This window comes from Corynebacterium sp. HMSC074C11, from assembly GCF_001809455.1.
Taxonomy (GTDB): domain Bacteria; phylum Actinomycetota; class Actinomycetes; order Mycobacteriales; family Mycobacteriaceae; genus Corynebacterium; species Corynebacterium amycolatum.
This window is the reverse complement of record NZ_KV797722.1, coordinates 133,371-150,516: the sequence shown is the minus strand read 5'-3', so window position 1 is coordinate 150,516 and position 17,146 is coordinate 133,371. Positions and strand designations below refer to the sequence as shown.

The 17,146-nt window shown below is 60.2% G+C and carries 15 protein-coding genes; 9 read left to right on the top strand and 6 right to left on the bottom strand.

From position 1 onward, the window contains the following. Nucleotides 1-91: 91 nt before the first annotated feature. The 3 genes from HMPREF2614_RS02060 (at nt 92) to HMPREF2614_RS02050 (ending at nt 4,654) form a co-directional block, all read left to right on the top strand. On the top strand, nt 92-2,134 hold the full coding sequence (locus HMPREF2614_RS02060; protein ID WP_070559986.1) for a M13 family metallopeptidase: 2,043 nt from the start codon (nt 92-94) through the stop codon (nt 2,132-2,134). Between the two features lie 259 nt (nt 2,135-2,393). Continuing rightward, the gene (locus HMPREF2614_RS02055) at nt 2,394-3,413 is read left to right on the top strand and encodes a sugar-binding transcriptional regulator (protein ID WP_070559984.1); all 1,020 of its coding nucleotides are present in this window, start codon (nt 2,394-2,396) and stop codon (nt 3,411-3,413) included. Nucleotides 3,414-3,646: 233 nt separating this feature from the next. After that, nucleotides 3,647-4,654 (top strand): YihY/virulence factor BrkB family protein, encoded by a 1,008-nt coding sequence (locus HMPREF2614_RS02050; RefSeq protein ID WP_224786663.1) that lies wholly within the window; start codon nt 3,647-3,649, stop codon nt 4,652-4,654. On the opposite strand, the gene HMPREF2614_RS02045 is transcribed toward HMPREF2614_RS02050, so the two are convergent. Together HMPREF2614_RS02045 and HMPREF2614_RS02040 are read right to left on the bottom strand one after the other, a co-directional pair. Continuing rightward, nucleotides 4,649-5,866 (bottom strand): NupC/NupG family nucleoside CNT transporter, encoded by a 1,218-nt coding sequence (locus tag HMPREF2614_RS02045; RefSeq protein WP_038627249.1) that lies wholly within the window; start codon nt 5,864-5,866, stop codon nt 4,649-4,651. The two genes, HMPREF2614_RS02050 and HMPREF2614_RS02045, sit on opposite strands and share 6 nt — an antisense overlap. Before the next feature lie 45 nt (nt 5,867-5,911). Beyond that, on the bottom strand, nt 5,912-6,331 hold the full coding sequence (locus tag HMPREF2614_RS02040) for a cytidine deaminase (protein WP_070559982.1): 420 nt from the start codon (nt 6,329-6,331) through the stop codon (nt 5,912-5,914). Between the two features lie 169 nt (nt 6,332-6,500). Between HMPREF2614_RS02040 and HMPREF2614_RS02035 the strand changes: the two genes are divergently transcribed. The 4 genes from HMPREF2614_RS02035 (at nt 6,501) to HMPREF2614_RS02020 (ending at nt 11,392) form a co-directional block, all read left to right on the top strand. After that, complete coding sequence (locus HMPREF2614_RS02035; protein ID WP_038627245.1) at nt 6,501-7,787, top strand: thymidine phosphorylase; 1,287 nt, start codon at nt 6,501-6,503, stop codon at nt 7,785-7,787. Nucleotides 7,788-7,861: 74 nt separating this feature from the next. Then, nucleotides 7,862-8,512, top strand: a complete 651-nt coding sequence (gene deoC, locus HMPREF2614_RS02030; RefSeq protein WP_049172494.1) for a deoxyribose-phosphate aldolase — start codon at nt 7,862-7,864, stop codon at nt 8,510-8,512. Nucleotides 8,513-8,522: 10 nt separating this feature from the next. Beyond that, a complete protein-coding gene (locus tag HMPREF2614_RS02025) occupies nt 8,523-10,286 on the top strand; it encodes a phospho-sugar mutase (protein WP_070559980.1) in 1,764 nt (587 codons plus the stop codon). Nucleotides 10,287-10,717: 431 nt separating this feature from the next. Then, nucleotides 10,718-11,392 (top strand): hypothetical protein, encoded by a 675-nt coding sequence (locus HMPREF2614_RS02020; protein WP_224786662.1) that lies wholly within the window; start codon nt 10,718-10,720, stop codon nt 11,390-11,392. A 56-nt stretch (nt 11,393-11,448) separates the two neighbouring features. Here HMPREF2614_RS02020 and HMPREF2614_RS02015 read toward each other — a convergent pair whose 3' ends face one another. The 4 genes from HMPREF2614_RS02015 to HMPREF2614_RS02000 are packed head-to-tail and all read right to left on the bottom strand — an operon-like array spanning nt 11,449 to nt 15,151. After that, nucleotides 11,449-12,135: a biliverdin-producing heme oxygenase gene (locus HMPREF2614_RS02015; protein WP_038627236.1), complete on the bottom strand. Its 687-nt coding sequence runs from the start codon at nt 12,133-12,135 to the stop codon at nt 11,449-11,451. Nucleotides 12,136-12,168: 33 nt separating this feature from the next. Further along, complete coding sequence (locus HMPREF2614_RS02010; RefSeq protein ID WP_070559976.1) at nt 12,169-12,951, bottom strand: heme ABC transporter ATP-binding protein; 783 nt, start codon at nt 12,949-12,951, stop codon at nt 12,169-12,171. Further along, nucleotides 12,951-14,030, bottom strand: a complete 1,080-nt coding sequence (locus HMPREF2614_RS02005) for a FecCD family ABC transporter permease (protein WP_049181259.1) — start codon at nt 14,028-14,030, stop codon at nt 12,951-12,953. Before HMPREF2614_RS02005 ends, HMPREF2614_RS02010 begins: the two co-directional genes overlap by 1 nt. A gap of 11 nt (nt 14,031-14,041) precedes the next feature. Continuing rightward, the gene (locus HMPREF2614_RS02000) at nt 14,042-15,151 is read right to left on the bottom strand and encodes a heme/hemin ABC transporter substrate-binding protein (RefSeq protein WP_070431868.1); all 1,110 of its coding nucleotides are present in this window, start codon (nt 15,149-15,151) and stop codon (nt 14,042-14,044) included. A gap of 203 nt (nt 15,152-15,354) precedes the next feature. Between HMPREF2614_RS02000 and HMPREF2614_RS01995 the strand changes: the two genes are divergently transcribed. After that, complete coding sequence (locus HMPREF2614_RS01995) at nt 15,355-15,903, top strand: neocarzinostatin apoprotein domain-containing protein (protein ID WP_070431867.1); 549 nt, start codon at nt 15,355-15,357, stop codon at nt 15,901-15,903. A gap of 44 nt (nt 15,904-15,947) precedes the next feature. Next, a complete protein-coding gene (locus HMPREF2614_RS01990) occupies nt 15,948-17,132 on the top strand; it encodes an isocitrate/isopropylmalate family dehydrogenase (protein ID WP_049181253.1) in 1,185 nt (394 codons plus the stop codon). Nucleotides 17,133-17,146: the final 14 nt, after the last annotated feature.

Sequence of the window (17,146 nt, the reverse complement as noted above, 5' to 3'; positions counted from 1 at the left end):
CCTTAAATCACTTCAGCCCCATTCGTAAGCCTAAACTTATCTCACCCCTCCAGTCACAGACCCAATCCGCCCTTGCCCCTAGACTGGCGGCATGACGAATAGCACTAATACTGAGACCCAGTCCGCAACGTCCCAATTCTCAACGACTCCTCGCCCACAGGATGACCTCTACTTGGCCACCAACGGCGAGTGGATTAGCAATCACGTCATCCCGGCTGACCGCCCCATCGATGGCGCCTTTTACAAGCTGAGGGATGAGGCGGAGGAAAACGTCCGCGAGCTCATCACCACGGCCGCCGATGCGGATCCGAATTCCCGCGTCGCTCGCTTGTACAACTCTTTTATGGACGAAGCCGCTATTAATAACGCCGGCGCAGCCCCACTCGCGCAGGATTTAGAAATGATCGCCTCCGCCGAGAACGCGCATGAGCTGGCGTTGGCGCTCGGCCGCCTCGACCGCCTCGGTGTCGGTGGTGCGCTCGGGTACTGGGTAGAGAAGGATTCCGGCTCGGACCTGGATGCTCTTTATCTGTTGCAGTCGGGCCTCGGCCTCCCGGATGAGGCTTACTACCGCGAGCCTGGTCACGCCGACACCCTCGTCGCCTATGAGCAGCATATTGCCGCTATGTTGAAGCTCCTCTCCTCGCATGACGACGGCGCGGGGAACCTCTCCACCGCGCTTGCTGCATTCGAGTTGGTGAACCCGGCCGCTGCGGCGGCGCGCATCGTGGCTTTTGAAAAGCGAATTGCCGCTGGTCACTGGAATGTGGTCGATACCCACGATGCACTGAAGACCTATAACAAGACGGCCATTGCTGACCTCCCCACCGGCTTCCCGGTCGCGGAGTGGCTCGCGGCCACCGGCGTGAATGAGACGAACCAGACTGCCATCGACACCATCGTGGTGATGATGCCGTCGTACTTCGAGCACTTGAGCAAGCTGTGGCAGGACACTGACCTGGCAGATCTGCGCCTGTGGGCACTGTGGCGCGTCCTCCACCAGCGCGCCGCCTACCTGTCGGATGACTTCTCTGCGGAGAGCTTTAACTTCTACGGCCGCACCTTGCAGGGTTCGACCGAGCAGCGTGCACGCTGGAAGCGTGGTGTTGCCTTTGCGGACGGGGCGGTTGGACACGACGTCGGCAAGCTGTATGTGGAAAAGCATTTCCCGCCGGAGTACAAAGAGCAGGTCCTGGAACTAGTGGACTACCTGCTGGCGGCATACCGGGAGCGCATTTCGGAGCTGCCGTGGATGACGAAGGCGACGCAGCAGCGGGCACTGGAGAAGCTGTCGCTGTTTAAGGCCAAGATTGGTTACCCGGAGCGTTGGCGTGATTACTCGGCGATGGAGCTCGGGGATTCCCTGATGGACAATGCTCGCGCTGCCAGCGCTTTTGCGCATGATTATGAGGTGGCAAAGCTGGGCACCCCGGCCAATCGTGATGAGTGGCATGGCACTCCGCAGACGGTCAATGCCTTCTACAATCCGGTGGTCAATGACATCACGTTCCCGGCTGCGATTTTGCAGTCGCCGTTCTTCTCACCAGACGCTTCCCCGGCGGAGAACTTCGGTGGCATCGGTGCGGTTATTGGTCACGAGATTGGGCATGGTTTTGATGACCAGGGCTCGCAGTATGACGGTCACGGCAACCTTCACCAGTGGTGGACCGATGAGGATCGCGCAGCTTTTGAGAAGCTGACCGCCGCGCTGGTGGACCAGTACGAGGGCCTGGTTCCGCAGGCCCTGCGCGAGCAGGCCGAGGAGGGAGAAGAGGGCTCTGACCTGCCTGGCGTCAATGGTCGCTTCACCCTGGGCGAGAACATCGGTGACTTGGGCGGGCTTGGTATTGCCGTCGTCGCTTTCCGACGTTTCCTCGCTGCCCGCGGTGAGGAGCTCGGATTGGAGGACACCCCAGAGACCTACCGCGACCTGTTCAAGCAGTGGGCACTGGTCTGGCGTTCCAAGATTCGTCCGGAGTTTGCACGCCAGCTGCTTGCCATCGACCCGCACTCGCCGGCGGAATTCCGCTGCAACGTCATTGCCAGCAACATCGATGAGTTCCATGAGGCCTTCGGCACTTCAGCGGGCGACGGCATGTGGCGTGAGCCGAATGAGCGCGTGAATATCTGGTAATTCTGCGGGCCCCAGCCTGCGCTGCGATACCCTACAACGTCTTCTGGGGCCCTCCGAGGTCTTCCGCAGCCTCCGGGGACAGCCAACGTCTCACCATTTACTACAAATGCAAAAGCTCGCTTTTTGTTTTTGCAAACGTGGAACTAAAATCACAGGTGAGGCGCACGCTTTCCCGATGATCAAGTCGGGCAGGGCCACAATCAAGCGAGGTTCCTGTTACAAGTGCGCTTGCTAAGTGCTCTTGTTGGAGGAGGCCGCTGTGGACAGTCGCGACATCCAGGCACTCACCGCCGTCAAACTCTATTACGGCGAGGGGCTCACACAGTCTCAGGTTGCAACCGAACTCGGGGTTTCCCGCCCAACGGTTTCTAAACTGCTCAACCTTGGCCGTGAGCGCGGTTACGTGCGCATTGAGATCCATGATCCGCGCGAGGAAGCCTCAGAGACCGCTACGCAGATGCGGGATCGCTACAAGTTGAACGATGTGCGGCTGGCGCAACCGGCTCGCGCTGGCAACGCAGTCTTGCTCCGCGAGTTGGGGCGCGTGGGCGCCGAGCTTCTCGACGAGCTGGTGGTCGACGGTACCCTTCTCGGAGTTTCGTGGGGTAAGACCATGTACTCCGTATCCACGCAACTGAAGTCCAAGGATGTCTCGGGCGTGGAAATTGTGCAGCTCAAGGGAGGAATGAGCCACTCCGATAAGTCCACGAACGACATCCGCACTATTGGCGCTTTCTGCCACGCTTTCCACGCCTATGCCCGCACACTGCCGCTGCCGGTGATTTTCGATTCGGTCGAGACCAAGCGCATCGTGGAACAGGATCGGTTCATTGCCAGCGTTTTGGCTCTTGGCCGGACGGTGGACATTGCAGTTTTCACCGTCGGCGCCGTCGACCATGATTCGCTGGCCTTGAACTTGGGACAGCTGTCGGCAACCGAAAAAGACTTGCTCGTGGAGCGCGCAGTGGGCGATGCCTGCTCACGCTTCTATCGCGCTGACGGTGGCATTGCGCTGCCAGAGGTCGATGCCCGCACGGTAGGTATCAGCCTCTCTGACCTGCGCCGGATCCCCACTCGGGTACTTGTGGCCGGTGGCGCACACAAGGCCGCGGCCATCGACGTGGCCCTTCGAACAAATTTGGCTACTCACCTGGTCATCGACGATGCCACCGCTGAACGCCTGCTTGCGCTGGACTCACCGGCTGCACCGGCTGCACCGGCTGCACCGGGCTCGCCAGACTCCCCTGATAGCTCCACCCCTTCCCCTGCCACGGAATAACCGTCCCGGAACGCATCAGTACAAAGAACTGACACCCGGGCCCGAGAAGCGTCTTTGTCCTCTTCGACCGATAGACTTAAGCGAGCGCACATGTCCGCATATATGTTGCAGCCGCTGTCCGGTCGGAGAGGACGATTGTTTAGGTGTCACCAGCACAGCAAATCAGGCACACACTCCAGGCCTACGAGTCGGCAGACGCATCTTTTGCTCAGTCCGCAAAGAAGTTGCCACCCGTGGGGTGGAAAGGAGCGCTCTACGCTCTCAAGCGTGCGGGTATTGAGTTTTTCTTGGAGCTCGGTTTCGACGCTGCCGCGAAGTTGACCTATTACACGGTGTTGACCTTCGCGCCTGCACTGCTTGCGATTTATTCAATTGCCACGCTGATGCTGGCCGGCTATACAGAAGACCTCAACCGTCTGACCGAGGATTTCATCCGCAGCTACATTCCGGCTGAGTATGCCGAACCGATCCGCAATGTCATTTCAACGATTATCGGCTCCGCCACGGGCGGTCTTGTCGCACTGACTATCGGTATTGTCTTTGCACTGATTTCGTCCTCGGCCTACACGCGCGCTTTTTCGCGTACGGCAAACTCCATCTACGGCGTTTCCGAAGGTCGCACGCTGATTCGCTACCACCTGCTCATGGTCGCCATTACGCTGCAGCTGTTAATCGGCACTGTGGTGCTACTTATTGCGATTATTGTCAATGACCAGCTAGTTATCACCATTGTCGAACCGGTTGCCCGCCCATTGGGTATTGAATCGACCACGCGACAGGTCATTGACTTCTGCATCTCCGTCTGGAGTTGGCTGCGCTGGCCGGTGATTATCGTCATGTCGATGATTCTGATTGGCTCGCTGTACTACTTCACGCCGAACGTGCGCATGCGCAAATTCCGCTGGCTCAGCACAGGTTCGGCACTGGCAATTATTAGCTCGCTGATCATCGGCAAGGCGCTCCAGCTGTACTTATTCAACTTTGCGGCTTCGAATCCCTATGGCGCCATGGGTGCGGTTATCGCGCTGATGACCGCACTCTGGAGCATTAATGTGGTCGTGGTCTTCGGCTTTAAGCTGGATGCCGAGGTTGAGAGGATGCGCCAACTGCGCGCTGGCCTGCCCTCAGAGCGATACATCCAGCTTCCGCCTCGGGCTACCGCTGCCGCCGAGGGCGAGCAGAAAATCCATCAGAATCTAGAAAAGCAGGCGGCCGAATTCCGAACTGAGGAAGAGCTATAGCGCAATCACACCCACGATTGCTGCGTTGAGCAGGTTGGTGCACAGACCCGCGATTAGCGCCAGTGGACCGTTCTTGGCAATCTCACCGCGGCGCTCCGGCGACAGCGCGCCGAAGGAACCAATCTGAATCGCAATGGACGACAGGTTAGCGAAGCCGGCCAGGGCGAAGGTCGCCAGCATGATGGACTTCGGATCCAGCGAGTCGACGTGCTCAGAGAACGAGGTGTAGCCGACGAACTCGTTCAGAATCGTCTTCTCACCAATGAAGCTACCGACCAGCCCTGCGTTCTCCCACGGCACACCAATCAGCCATGCAATTGGCGCAAAGATTAGGCCGAACAGTCCTTCCAGAGACCAGTTATCCTGACCGAACCAGCCGCCAATGCCGCCGATCATCGCCGACAGCATCGCAATCACAGCGATGAACGCAATCAACAGACATGCCACAACCACAGCAATACGACCGCCGGCCAGCGCACCCGATCCAAGCGCATCAATGACGTTCTTCGACTCGGTATCGCGGACATCCTTCACCGACGCATCCAGATCAGATTCCTCTGTCTCCGGCCAGAAAGTTTTCGCAATCAGCAGCGAGCCCGGCGCGTTCATTACCGATGCCGCCAGCAGGTATTCCAACGGCGCACCGAGCAGGGAGTACCCGATCAAGGTCGATCCGGCCACCGACGCAAAACCGCCCGACATACATGCGAACAGCTCCGACTTGGTCAGTTTCGGAATATACGGCTTAACGACGAGTGGAGCCTCCGACTGCCCGAGGAAAATCACCGTGGAAGCGAAGACGGACTCCACCTTCGAGGTACCCATAATGAACTTCAGTGCGGAGCCCACATATTCGACGAAGTACTGCACTACCCGCAGGTAGTAGAGGGCACCGAGGACTGCGCCCAGGAAGATGATCACTGGCAACACGTTAAGCACGAAGACGAAGTTCTTACCCGTGTCGTCGAAAAGATTACCGAACACAAAAGAGGTGCCCTCATTTGTAAAATCGATCATCTTCTCAATGGCACCGGCCACACTCTTCAGCGCCTGGAAGCCAGGTTCCCACTTCAGCACTACCAGCGCGAATACCGCTTGCAGCAGCAGGCCAACGCCGAGTGTGCGCCAGTTAATGGCTTTCCTGTTCTTTGAGATAGCAATGGCAAATCCGATGACGAGGATGATGCCCAGTAAGCCTTGCAGTCTATCCATGACTAAGGTCTTCTTTCTTGATAAAAGAGGCTGTGGTGATGATGCCTACAGGTCCTCGGGACCAAAGGAGTAAGGGAGAATTTTTTCGAAGTCAATGCTGGACGGAGCGCCCAAACCACCATTTTCCGGGCGCTCGGACTCCACTATGACGCGCTTGCACCCAAATTCGTGCAGGACTTGCCGACAGGCGCCACAGGGGTGGCACGGTGCCGCCTTTCGCCCGACGATGGCGCAGGCCGCAATCTTATGGTTGCCGCCATGCTCCACGACCATGCGGAATACGGCTGTGCGCTCTGCGCAGTTGGTCAACCCATAGGATGCATTTTCTACGTTGCAGCCTGTGACCACCGTGCCGTCGTCAAGCAGAAGTGCGGCACCGACCGGAAAACCTGAATAGGGGACGTACGAGTTTTCCGTGGCTGCGTAGGCCTTAGCCAGCAGTTCTTCGTCTGAGATGTGGGACATTGTGCTCTCCCTCTCCGAACCTGTTCGAGGTATTTATGCAAACATACTTATGTGGGTACAAATGGAAAGTTACCTATTGACATTTGTTCTAGTGCTGATGATAATCGGAATCAGCAGAGTTCACAAGACCAATATCGCTAAGCACAATCGCCTATAAAAGGAGCGAACAATGGCTGAAAAGTTCGATGTAGTTGACGTCATCAAGGTAAAGCGTGATGGCGGTGAGCTCAATCCGGAGGAGATTTCCTGGGTCATTGACGCCTACACCCGCGGCGTCGTGGGCGATGAGCAGATGGCGGCGCTGAACATGGCCATCTTCATCCGCGGCATGAACCGCCGCGAGATTGTGGATTGGACTCAGGCGATGATTGACTCGGGCGAGACCATGAGCTTCGCATCGCTGAGCAAGCCCACCACGGACAAGCACTCCACAGGTGGTGTCGGTGACAAGATCACGCTGCCGCTGGGCCCACTGGTGTCCTCCTACGGCGTGGCCGTCCCACAGCTGTCCGGTCGCGGCCTCGGACACACCGGCGGCACCTTGGACAAGCTGGAATCCATTCCAGGCTGGCAGGCGGATGTTCCGAATGATCGCTTGATGCAGATTCTGGAGAATTCCGGTGCGGTCGTCGCAGCAGCCGGTGCGGGCCTGGCACCTGCGGACAAGAAGATTTACGCGCTGCGTGACATCACCTCGACGGTGGACTGCATTCCGCTGATTGCCTCGTCAATCATGTCCAAGAAGATTGCGGAGGGCACTTCCAACTTGGTGCTGGATGTCAAGGTCGGTTCGGGCGCCTTCATGAAGGACCTGGATCAGGCTCGTGAGCTGGCTCGCACCATGGTTGACCTGGGCAACGACGCGGGTGTGAACACCCGCGCACTGCTGACGGACATGTCCACTCCGCTGGGTCTGACCATCGGCAATGCCCTCGAGGTCCGCGAATCGGTGGAAGTTCTCGCAGGTGGTGGCCCCGCAGATGTCGTGGAGCTGACCTGTGAGCTGGCCCGAAACATGCTGGAGCTGGCCGGCGTACACGATGCCGACGTGGAGAAGGCACTGAAGGACGGCCGCGCAATGGATTCGTGGAAGAAGATGATCCGCGCTCAGGGCGGCGATCCGGATGCCGCTTTGCCGGTGGCACCTCACACGCACGATGTGGTTGCGCAGGCTGACGGTTACCTGACCAAGCTGGATGCACTGGCTCTCGGCGTTGGTTCCTGGCGCTTGGGCGCGGGACGTGCTCGTAAGGATGATCCGGTGCAGGCCACTGCCGGTATTGAGATTTTTGCCAAGCCGGGAGACAAGGTGGTCAAGGGCCAGAAGCTGCTCACGCTGCACACTGAAACTCCGGATAAGTTCGAGCGCGCCCTCGAGTCCATCGAGCCGGGCATTGAAATCGGCGACACCGCGCCGACAGCCGAGCGCGAGATTATCCTCGATCGCGTGTCCTAGCCCGCCACCTCCCTACTTTTAAGCACCTACTTTTAAGCTCTCTCCCAAATTTCCGAAAGGACTTGATTTCTCCCATGACTTCCCGCGCTGATGTTGCCAAGATGATTGACCACACCCTACTCAAGCCAGAAGCCACCTCTGACCAGGTCAAGGCTCTTATCGCCGAGGCCGCCAAGCTCGGCACCTACTCCATCTGCATCTCCCCTTCGCAGCTCCCAGTCGAGGTGCCAGAGGGCCTGCATATCGCCACTGTCGTCGGTTTCCCCTCCGGCGCGGTAAAGGCCGAGGTCAAGGCTGCTGAAGCTGCTCGCGCTGTGGCCGATGGTGCTGAAGAAGTCGACATGGTCATCAACATCGCCTTCGCCAAGGAGCACCGCTTCGACGACCTCGAGGCCGAAATCAAGACTGTTCGCGATGCCATTCCGGGCAAGATCTTGAAGGTCATCATCGAGTCGGCCGCCCTGACCGATGAGGAAATCATCGCAGCCTGCAAGGCCTCCGAGTCCGCAGGCGCAGACTTCGTCAAGACCTCCACAGGCTTCCACCCGGCCGGCGGCGCTTCCGCTCACGCTGTGAAGCTCATGCGCGAAACCGTCGGCGACCGCCTGGGTGTCAAGGCTTCTGGCGGTATCCGCGATGCCGCTGCCGCCGAGGAAATGATTGCTGCGGGCGCCTCCCGCCTGGGCCTTTCCTCCTCCGCCGCTGTCCTCGATGGTCTGAAGTAGGCGAACACCGATGCTCTCCGAACAGCTACAAGCCACCATCACCGATTGGATCGCCCACGATCCGGACAAGGCCACCGCCGCCGAACTCTCCTCGCTTTACGACGAAGCCAAGGCCGCCAACCCCGATGCGATTGCCGAGCTGGAAAGCCGTTTTGCCGGGCCACTCGAATTCGGCACTGCAGGTCTTCGCGGTGTCGTTGCAGCTGGCCAGTCCCGCATGAACCGTGCCACGGTCATCCGTGCCACCGCTGGCTTGGTTGCGCATCTGAAGAACATTGTGGGCGATGACTTCACCGTGGTCATTGGTTGCGATGCCCGCCACGGCTCCGCTGACTTTCACCGCGATGCCGCAGCGGTTGTCGCCGCAGCCGGTGGCATGGCCCTGGCTCTGCCACAGCAGCTGCCCACACCGGTGACTGCCTTTGCCGTGCGCCACCTCAATGCCGATGCCGGCATCATGGTCACGGCCAGCCACAATCCACCAAAGGACAATGGCTACAAGGTTTACCTCGGTGGCCGCGCGGTGGAGTCGGATTCCCGCCGAGGCGTCCAGATTATCGCGCCCCATGACAAACAAATTGCGGAAGCCATTGCCGCTACTCCCCCGGCGAATGAGGTCCCGCGCGACTTCGATGCCGTCGAGCAGGTTGGTCCTGAACTGCTGGATGCCTATGTGAAACGGGCGGCTGCGCTCGCAACGACGTCGTCAAGCGAAGAGAAGCAGGCAGCGAAGATTGTCCTCACCCCGATGCATGGCGTCGGCGGCGAGACCATCGTGCGCACACTGAACGCGGCAGGTTTCTCGAATGTCAGCGTGGTCGAGAAGCAGTTCGCGCCGGATCCGGAGTTCCCGACGGTATCGTTCCCGAACCCGGAGGAAGCCGGTGCTTTGGATCTTGCGTTTGAGCTGGCTCGTGCCGAAGACGCGGATGTCATCATCGCGGCTGACCCGGATGCGGACCGTTGCTCGGTGGCTATTCCGGATAGCAGCGTCGACGGTGGCTGGCGACAGCTCTCCGGCGATGACATCGGTGCGTTTCTGGGTGAAGTCATCGGTGCGGACGCCGAGGCCCGTGGGACTGCGACCGTGACCAATGATGAGGGCGCGGAGTTTCCGGCCACGATGGCTAACTCGATTGTGTCTTCGCGCCTGCTGGGTAAGATTGCCGCAGGTCACGGACTGAATTATCGCGCTACTCTGACCGGCTTTAAGTGGATTGCTGGTGTGGATGGGCTCATCTTCGGCTACGAGGAGGCCATTGGCTACTGCACCGATCCGGCAGTCGTGCGAGACAAGGACGGCGTATCTGCGGCGGTGCGTGTCGCCGACGCGGTGGCGCGGTTGAAGGGCCAGGGGCTGGGCATTCAGGACCTGCTGGATGAGGTCGCCTGCGCCCACGGCCTCTACAAGACCGCCCCGTTGACCTTCCGAGTCGAGGACCGCTCGCTGATTACCAAGGGCATGGACACTCTACGCGCCAACCCGCCTGCACAGCTGGCCGGATCGGAGGTCACGCAGGTCACGGACATGAATGACGGCCTAGACATGGTCGACGCCAAGGGCGAGAGCTATCACATCCCGCCTACCGACGGCATTCTCATTCTCACCGAGGCCAACGACCGCGTCATTGCCCGGCCTTCCGGCACGGAGCCGAAGCTGAAGTGCTACTTGGAGGTCGTGCTGCCGGCCGCGCCGGCTGCGATTCCACACGCCGCCGCTGCCGAACGCCTCGACCAGATCAAGGCCGAGCTCAAGGAAATCCTGGGGATGTAGCCACTGAGCAGCTACTAGCTACACCTCGCAACAAACTGGGGTGCGCATGAACGAAACGGTCAAAAAGGCCGTGAAGTCTCATGCGCACCCCAATTTCGCATGTGCAGCCCGGAGTCTTGGGCCGGCTCATGAGTTACTGACTAGGTTTATGACAAAAACAAGCAGAAATTAGTGCCGAAACTGCCATAAACTTAAGCAGTTTCTCGATGGCCGCGCCCTCATTTGAGGCTCACCACCTCATTTCGGGTCTAGCTAAACCCGCCCTTGCCGCATTTTGCGGACGACATGCGTCTCCTAATATGCTTTACAGTTTTCCCAGTAATACAATAAAAGACGTTAACCGTGTCCCCAGGGGGATGGAACACCATTCGCTACGCGGGTTAGGCCCATCACAGGGGGAACACTTCCTCCTCGCGATTGGTACGTCCAGCATGTCGTATAACGAGTTCCCCAGCTCAGACCCCAACTACAGTTCGAATCCTTCCACCGGCTCGTTCGGTCCCGTGTACCCAAACCAGGCGCCCCAACCCCAACCTCAACCGCAGCCCCAATTCGCTGCGCAACCAGCACCAACTTTCGCCTACGCAGCCCCGGCGTATCCGCAGCAGAACTCACGCACTTCCGGCGCCATGATTGCGCTCATCTCAGTGCTGTGTGTGGTGTTGTTAGGTCTGATTGGCGCGGTACTTTATGTCACCCTAGACAAAGATGACTCGGCGACTGCGGCCGACACACAGACGGCTGCCACTACACAGGTCGCTGCCGATGCTTCGAGCCAGCCCAACCCACCGGTCACGCAGACTGAGACCGTGGTCGTTCCAAACTCCGCGAACTCTGGTGGCTCTGCTGGGTCCTCGGGCTCGTCACGTGGCCTGGCTGGCGGCAACCTCTCCAGTGCGTGGAAGGGCACGTCCTCAACGAGCGATCCGTTCGTTCGAAATGTCCACAGAGCCTACGTCCGCTACCGCAATTCCACTGGTGCGGAATCCGGCACCATCACGGCCTACAGCCCAACGACTGGCCTGACCTACAACATGTGGTGCCGTCCTGCTGGCGGCAACATCAAGTGCACGGGCGGCCGTAACGCAGTGGTGTACATCGGCTAACGCACACCACCCGCAGCCACAGTCGCAACACTCCAGTTCGCGCCCTACGCCGCAACCTACGCCACCACGTCGTCCAGACCACCAGCTAGGTCGTGGAAGATCGCTCGGTTGAGACGAAATGCCTTCTTCGCCTCGTCGACCACGGCATCTTTATCGGCATCCGAAATGCCCAGCTCAGACAGACTCCGTCGGTAGCCGTCGCGGTAGGGCTTAATTTTTCCGATCGCGGAGAAGTCATAGAATCGGGTTCCCTCCGCACCGATGCCGTAGTGCTTGGCCAGCATGGACGCAATCACCTGACCACCAGAAAGATCACCCAAGTAGCGAACATAATGGTGCGCCAATGCGGCGTTGGCGTTGCCGTTGCTTTCGATTTCACGAAGCTCGGCCACGTAGTTCTTTGTCGCCTCCACAGGCGAGATCTTTTCCCGCCAATCAGGCCCCACCAAGTGCTCAAGGTCGGCTGCCAGTGCTTCCAGGCGCTCCAGCTGCGCATCGTAGACCGCGCTGACCTGCTCTGACTCCGCAGTGGACCGCACTGCCTGCTCCAACGCTTCGTACACAAAGTAGAGCTGACCGGTTAAATCGATGGCCGCCTGCGCATCCAGTTCACCCGCGAGCAGTCTCGACATGAAGTCGGAGTTTTCCGCTTCACTGTGGACACCGGAAGTCTCCACTTTGAGCCGCTCTGCCAAGGGCTGAGCAGCCAGCTTGTCACCTTCTTTAATCGCGTTTTCAACCATGGTTTTCTTCTTTCTCTGTGGGCTTTTCGGAGACTAGGGTGAGAGGTATTGTCCGCGCTGAGGCACCAGTACGGGGTTGCCCGCGGAGTCCTGAAGCACTTCCACACCGATGCCGTAGACTTCGCTGACGGTCTGTGCATCCAGGGTTTCCGCAGGCGGGCCTTGCTTTACGACGCGCCCCTGCGCCACCACCACAACGTGATCGGCATACGCCGCTGCGGCGGACAAATCGTGCAGGACCACGACCACGGCTTTGCCCGCCTCCGCGCGGGCGCGCATCATTCCCATGATTTTTTCGGCGTGGTGGAGGTCCAGGGCCGCGGTTGGTTCGTCGAGAAGCACGACGGGAGTGTCCTGGTAGAACACGCGCGCGCTGTGGACGCGGGCGCGCTCACCTCCGGAGAGGGTCGGGACTTCCCGGTCAAGGAGGTGCGCGACGTCGCATTCAGTGATGACTTCCGCGAGCAGCTCCTCGTTCGGGCAGCCCCAGGGGTTGCGTCCGAAGTCGATGACTTCGCGGCTGGTGAATGGCACGGACAGCTCTTGGCTCTGCACCAGGACAGCGCGGTAGCGGGCCAGGTCAGCGATGGAGAGCTCGGCAATGGAGTGCTCGCCGATCCGGACGTCGCCGCCGCTGAGCTCATGGTCGCCGGAAAGCGCTGCGAGCAGTGTCGACTTTCCGGCACCATTCGGGCCGACCAGCGCGGTGACTTTTCCGGGCTCGGCGACCACGGAAATATCGTTGAGGATGCGGTGACCATCCAGGGTGATGCTGACATTTTCGGCAGAAATGCCCAGACCAGAGTGGATTTCCATTAGTGCACCGCCCTCTTCGAACGCAGGAGCAGCCAGAAGAACAGCGGGCCACCGACAATCGAGGTGAGCATTCCCAGCGGCAAGTCCGCACCGGTAATCATGGTGCGAGCCGCGAGGTCGGCCAGCGTTGTGGCCAGCGCGCCGCCGAGGATGCATGCGGGAATCAACGTGCGATGCGCTGGTCCCAACAGCAGTCGTGCAGCATGCGGCACGACCAGACCGATGAAGACGATGATGCCGGAAAATGCCACTCCAGCCGCCACGACCAGGGACGTGCCAAAAATGATGGCGCGACGCAGCGTGACGACGTTAATACCCAGGTGACGGGCTTGCGCTTCACCAAGACTCAGAATGTCCAGCTTGCGGTAGCTGACCCACATGGCAATTACGGCTGGAACTGTCACCAGCGTAATGATGACAACCTGCGTCCAGGTGGCGCTGGCAAACGAGCCCATCTGCCAGAACACAATGCGGTCGCGGGCCGCCGTGGAGGCTACGAATGTCAGGAGCGACACCAGACCACCGCAGATGGAGTTCACAGCCACACCGACCAGAATGATTCGGGCGATGTCGCGGCCACCGTGCGCATTGGCGGCCACAATAGCCGTGGCCACCGCACCACCAATAAAAGCTGAGACCGCAATAGCCCAGCTGCTGGCGAAAACACTCAACACTCCGCCAAGCACCCCGGAAAGCCCGGCGGCGGTGCCCAAAACTGTGGCGGTAGCAGCGCCGACGGCAGCGCCGGAGGAAACACCGATGAGGCCGGGTTCAGCGAGCGGGTTGCCGAACACCGCTTGCAGCGCCACACCCGCGAGGGCTAGCCCCGCGCCTACGAGGCAGGCCAGCGCGATGCGCGGTAGTCGCACTTGCCACAGCACGGTGTCGATGGGCTCTGGCGCGTCACCGAGACCGCCATTGAACACTAGCCTCACCATTGAGCTCAGTGATTCGCCGATGGTGGCGCCGAACTGCCCCACGGAGGCCGACCAGCCTATTGCCAGCACCAGCGCTAGGGCGAGCCCGATGAAAACGGTCGCCTGTCTGAACGGAATAGTTTTGTTCGCGGTTGTCTGCATTGCTCAGCCAGTCACTTCCCCGCAGTCTTGTCTGCACTCGCATCAGCACTCGCATCAGAGCCTGCACCAGAACCAGAACCAGCACCGCCACCGTAGAGAGCATCCGCAATGGCGCGGATGGCACGCGGCGACTGCGAGTCAAAGGACAGCAGCTGCGAATCCGGCACATCCACAACGGACTCATTCTGGCCCGCCGGGGTCTGCGCGATGCCCGGGATCTCCTTCAGACCTTCAATCCCGCCGACGGACTCCAGGCCACCGGTCATCACCAAGATGGTGTCGGGAGCCGCAGCGATCAGGGACTCCGGAGTAATCGGCGTGAACGCGCCCTGAATACCAACGCCCTCGCCGGCATCAACACCGCCCAGACGAGTAATCAGAGAACGCCCACCCGAGTCCGGCCCTGCAATCATGGCCACACCGGTTCCGCGCACGTAGAGGATCATCATCTTGCGGCCATCGGCCTTGGCGTGCGCGTACTCGGTCGCAGCCGCCAGCTCCTTGTCCAGGTGCTCCTTCACTGGGCCAACTTGGTCAGCCAGGCCGACTGCGGCCGCAACTTCGTCGATAAGCGTGTTGATGGTCTCGGGAGTGCGCTCGTCCGACACATGGACGACGGTGATCCCCGCTTTTTCAAACGTGTCGAACACGCGGCTGGGGCCAATCGAGCCATCGGTAATGATGAGCTCCGGCTTTAGCTTCATCACCGACTCAGCATTGACCGCATGCCCGCCGATAGTGAGGTTTGGCAGATCCTTTACCGCCGGGAAATCGGAGGCAGAGTCGCGCCCCACCAAACGGTCTCCAAGACCAAGTGTGTAGACCGAACGACTGAGTGCTCCCGCCCGGTCAAGCGTGAGAATACGCTGGTAGTCCTTACCTTCTGCCGGCTTCGGATCCTTTAGCAGCACTTCGGGGTTTTCCGAAGGCAGGTTCGCATGCGCGCCACCGTGAGCGGAAATGTTGTCGGCGCGCGGTACCGTCGTCACGCCAGCGCTTGACGACGACGCCCCCTGCGGCGCGGCATCATCGGAACCACAGGCGACTAGTCCTGCGACCAGGACAACACTCAACAGTGTCCCGGCAAGGCTGCGAACGCGACAGGCAGGCACGGTGAACATATTCCCCCTCTGTGAGCTGACGCTGCACGGAGATAGACGACAAAAGAATGACTAAATAACGACTAACACTAGTAACAAAGAGCTTAGAAAGGACTTTGCTCTACTCACCCAAAGAATCTTAGGCTATCTTTTGGTTCTAGGTTAGCCTATCCTTAAAAAAAGATAGTAATTTCTAACAGTTTTTCGGAAGGACGTTACCTCCTATGACTACCCGTACGCTCCAGCGTCGCGCAGCTCTCCTGGCCATTCCGGCCGTCGCCGCACTTCCACTTCTCGCCGCCTGTGGCTCAGATGACCCAGACGGTGCCGCGCAGGATGCTGCCAACGCCTCGGAAACCACCAGTTCGGCTGAGGCTCAAGAAACCGACGCCACCGCCGGTGAAGTAACCATGGAGGCCGAGCCGGTCAACGACCTGTCCGAGGGCGATGTCATCACCGTCGACCTCGCTGGCCTCGACCCCGACTACGGCTACTACGCCGCACTCTGCGCCGCAGAGAAGGCTCCAGGCAACCCCGTCCCGGACTGCACCGGTGACCGCAGTGCCGGCACCCAGTCGCAGCAGTGGATTACCAAGAAGTCCGGTGGCACCACCACCATCGCCGACGACAACACTGCGCACTTCGAGCTCAGCGTCGTCCCCACCGGTGAGGCCGTGGACTGTACTCAGCAGGAGTGCGTGCTGAAGCTCTTCGGCGACCACAGCGAGGGTTTCGAGGACATCACCGAAATCCCGGTTACTTTCGCAAAGTAGCCAAACCACACACGCGCAGGTGTCGCAGACCTAGGCTAAGAGCCATGGAAACCGACCAGCCTGCGACTGCCAAAGAGGCGGCACCGCGCCGCATCACACTCCTGCCCGGCGACGGCATCGGCCCCGAAATCACCGATGCCTGCCGAGGACTCATCACCGGCGTCTTCCCCCACTGGGAACTGAAAGAGGCACATATTGGCTGGTCACAATGGTGCGCGCACGGCAATCCCATCCCACAGGAGACCTGGGAAACACTAGAGCGCAGCGATGCCGCTCTCCTCGCGGCGATTACCTCCAAGCCCGCTCGCGAGGCCGAGGAAGAACTAGCACCGCATCTGAGCGGTACCGGCCTGACTTACCGCTCCCCTGTTCTCCAGCTGCGCCAGCGCCTCGATCTCTTCGCCAACATCCGCCCGGTCACCCTGCCCGGCGCGGCTGCCGACTTCACCATCGTCCGCGAAAACACCGAGGGCCTCTACAGTCACGACTATCTCCTTCCGCCTCACGACGCCCCGGCCGACTCCTCGCACCACCACCTGTGGGCAGAGGTGGTGGAGGACTCGACGGTGGCTCGCGCCGTCGATAAGCATGGCGAAGTTGCGGTTTCTTTGCGCGTGACGACGTCCTTTGCGTGGCACCGCCTTGCGCGACAGGCGGCTAAGTTGGCTCTCGCGCGGCAGGCGGCAAACCCCGATTCGGAGGCCACGCCGACGGTGACGGTGGCGGACAAGCCGAATATCCTGCGGGACTCTGCGCGTGTGATTCGCGGGGCGGTTGAGCAGGTTGCGGAGGAGTATCCGCAGGTCGCATTCGATTTTGCCAATGCGGATGCCGTGGCAATGCAGCTGGTGACCGACCCGGCGCGCTTTGATGTCATCATCGCGGAGAACCTTATCGGCGACATTCTCAGTGACATCGGCGCTGGGCTGATTGGCGGGCTGGGGCTGGCGGCGTCGGCGAATGTGGGCGATAACTTCGCGGTTTTCGAGCCGGTGCACGGTTCGGCACCTGACATTGCGGGTCGCGGCGTTGCTAACCCGGCTGCGTTTTTGCTCTCAGCGGCAATGTGCGCGGAACATCTTGGGCATCCGACCTCAGAGCTCGCACCGGCCGCCAAGCTGCGCCAGGCCGTCTACGCCGCGACTCGCACCGCGCCGACGCTGGATCTCGGCGGCACCGCAACTACCAGCGACTTTGTGGCTGCGGTGCGGGCGGAGCTGGGGTTGTAGGCATTGACTCAATT

Bases quoted from the DNA above. Each gene is read 5' to 3' on its own strand.
- HMPREF2614_RS02045 (WP_038627249.1), bottom strand. From the start codon at position 5,866: ATGGATAGACTGCAAGGCTTACTGGGCATCATCCTCGTCATCGGATTT.
- HMPREF2614_RS02015 (WP_038627236.1), bottom strand. From the start codon at position 12,135: ATGGTTGAAAACGCGATTAAAGAAGGTGACAAGCTGGCTGCTCAGCCC.
- HMPREF2614_RS02010 (WP_070559976.1), bottom strand. From the start codon at position 12,951: ATGGAAATCCACTCTGGTCTGGGCATTTCTGCCGAAAATGTCAGCATC.
- HMPREF2614_RS02000 (WP_070431868.1), bottom strand. From the start codon at position 15,151: ATGTTCACCGTGCCTGCCTGTCGCGTTCGCAGCCTTGCCGGGACACTG.
- HMPREF2614_RS02060 (WP_070559986.1), top strand. From the start codon at position 92: ATGACGAATAGCACTAATACTGAGACCCAGTCCGCAACGTCCCAATTC.
- HMPREF2614_RS02005 (WP_049181259.1), bottom strand. From the start codon at position 14,030: ATGCAGACAACCGCGAACAAAACTATTCCGTTCAGACAGGCGACCGTT.
- HMPREF2614_RS02040 (WP_070559982.1), bottom strand. From the start codon at position 6,331: ATGTCCCACATCTCAGACGAAGAACTGCTGGCTAAGGCCTACGCAGCC.
- HMPREF2614_RS01990 (WP_049181253.1), top strand. From the start codon at position 15,948: ATGGAAACCGACCAGCCTGCGACTGCCAAAGAGGCGGCACCGCGCCGC.
- HMPREF2614_RS02020 (WP_224786662.1), top strand. From the start codon at position 10,718: ATGTCGTATAACGAGTTCCCCAGCTCAGACCCCAACTACAGTTCGAAT.
- HMPREF2614_RS02035 (WP_038627245.1), top strand. From the start codon at position 6,501: ATGGCTGAAAAGTTCGATGTAGTTGACGTCATCAAGGTAAAGCGTGAT.
- HMPREF2614_RS01995 (WP_070431867.1), top strand. From the start codon at position 15,355: ATGACTACCCGTACGCTCCAGCGTCGCGCAGCTCTCCTGGCCATTCCG.
- deoC (WP_049172494.1), top strand. From the start codon at position 7,862: ATGACTTCCCGCGCTGATGTTGCCAAGATGATTGACCACACCCTACTC.
- HMPREF2614_RS02025 (WP_070559980.1), top strand. From the start codon at position 8,523: ATGCTCTCCGAACAGCTACAAGCCACCATCACCGATTGGATCGCCCAC.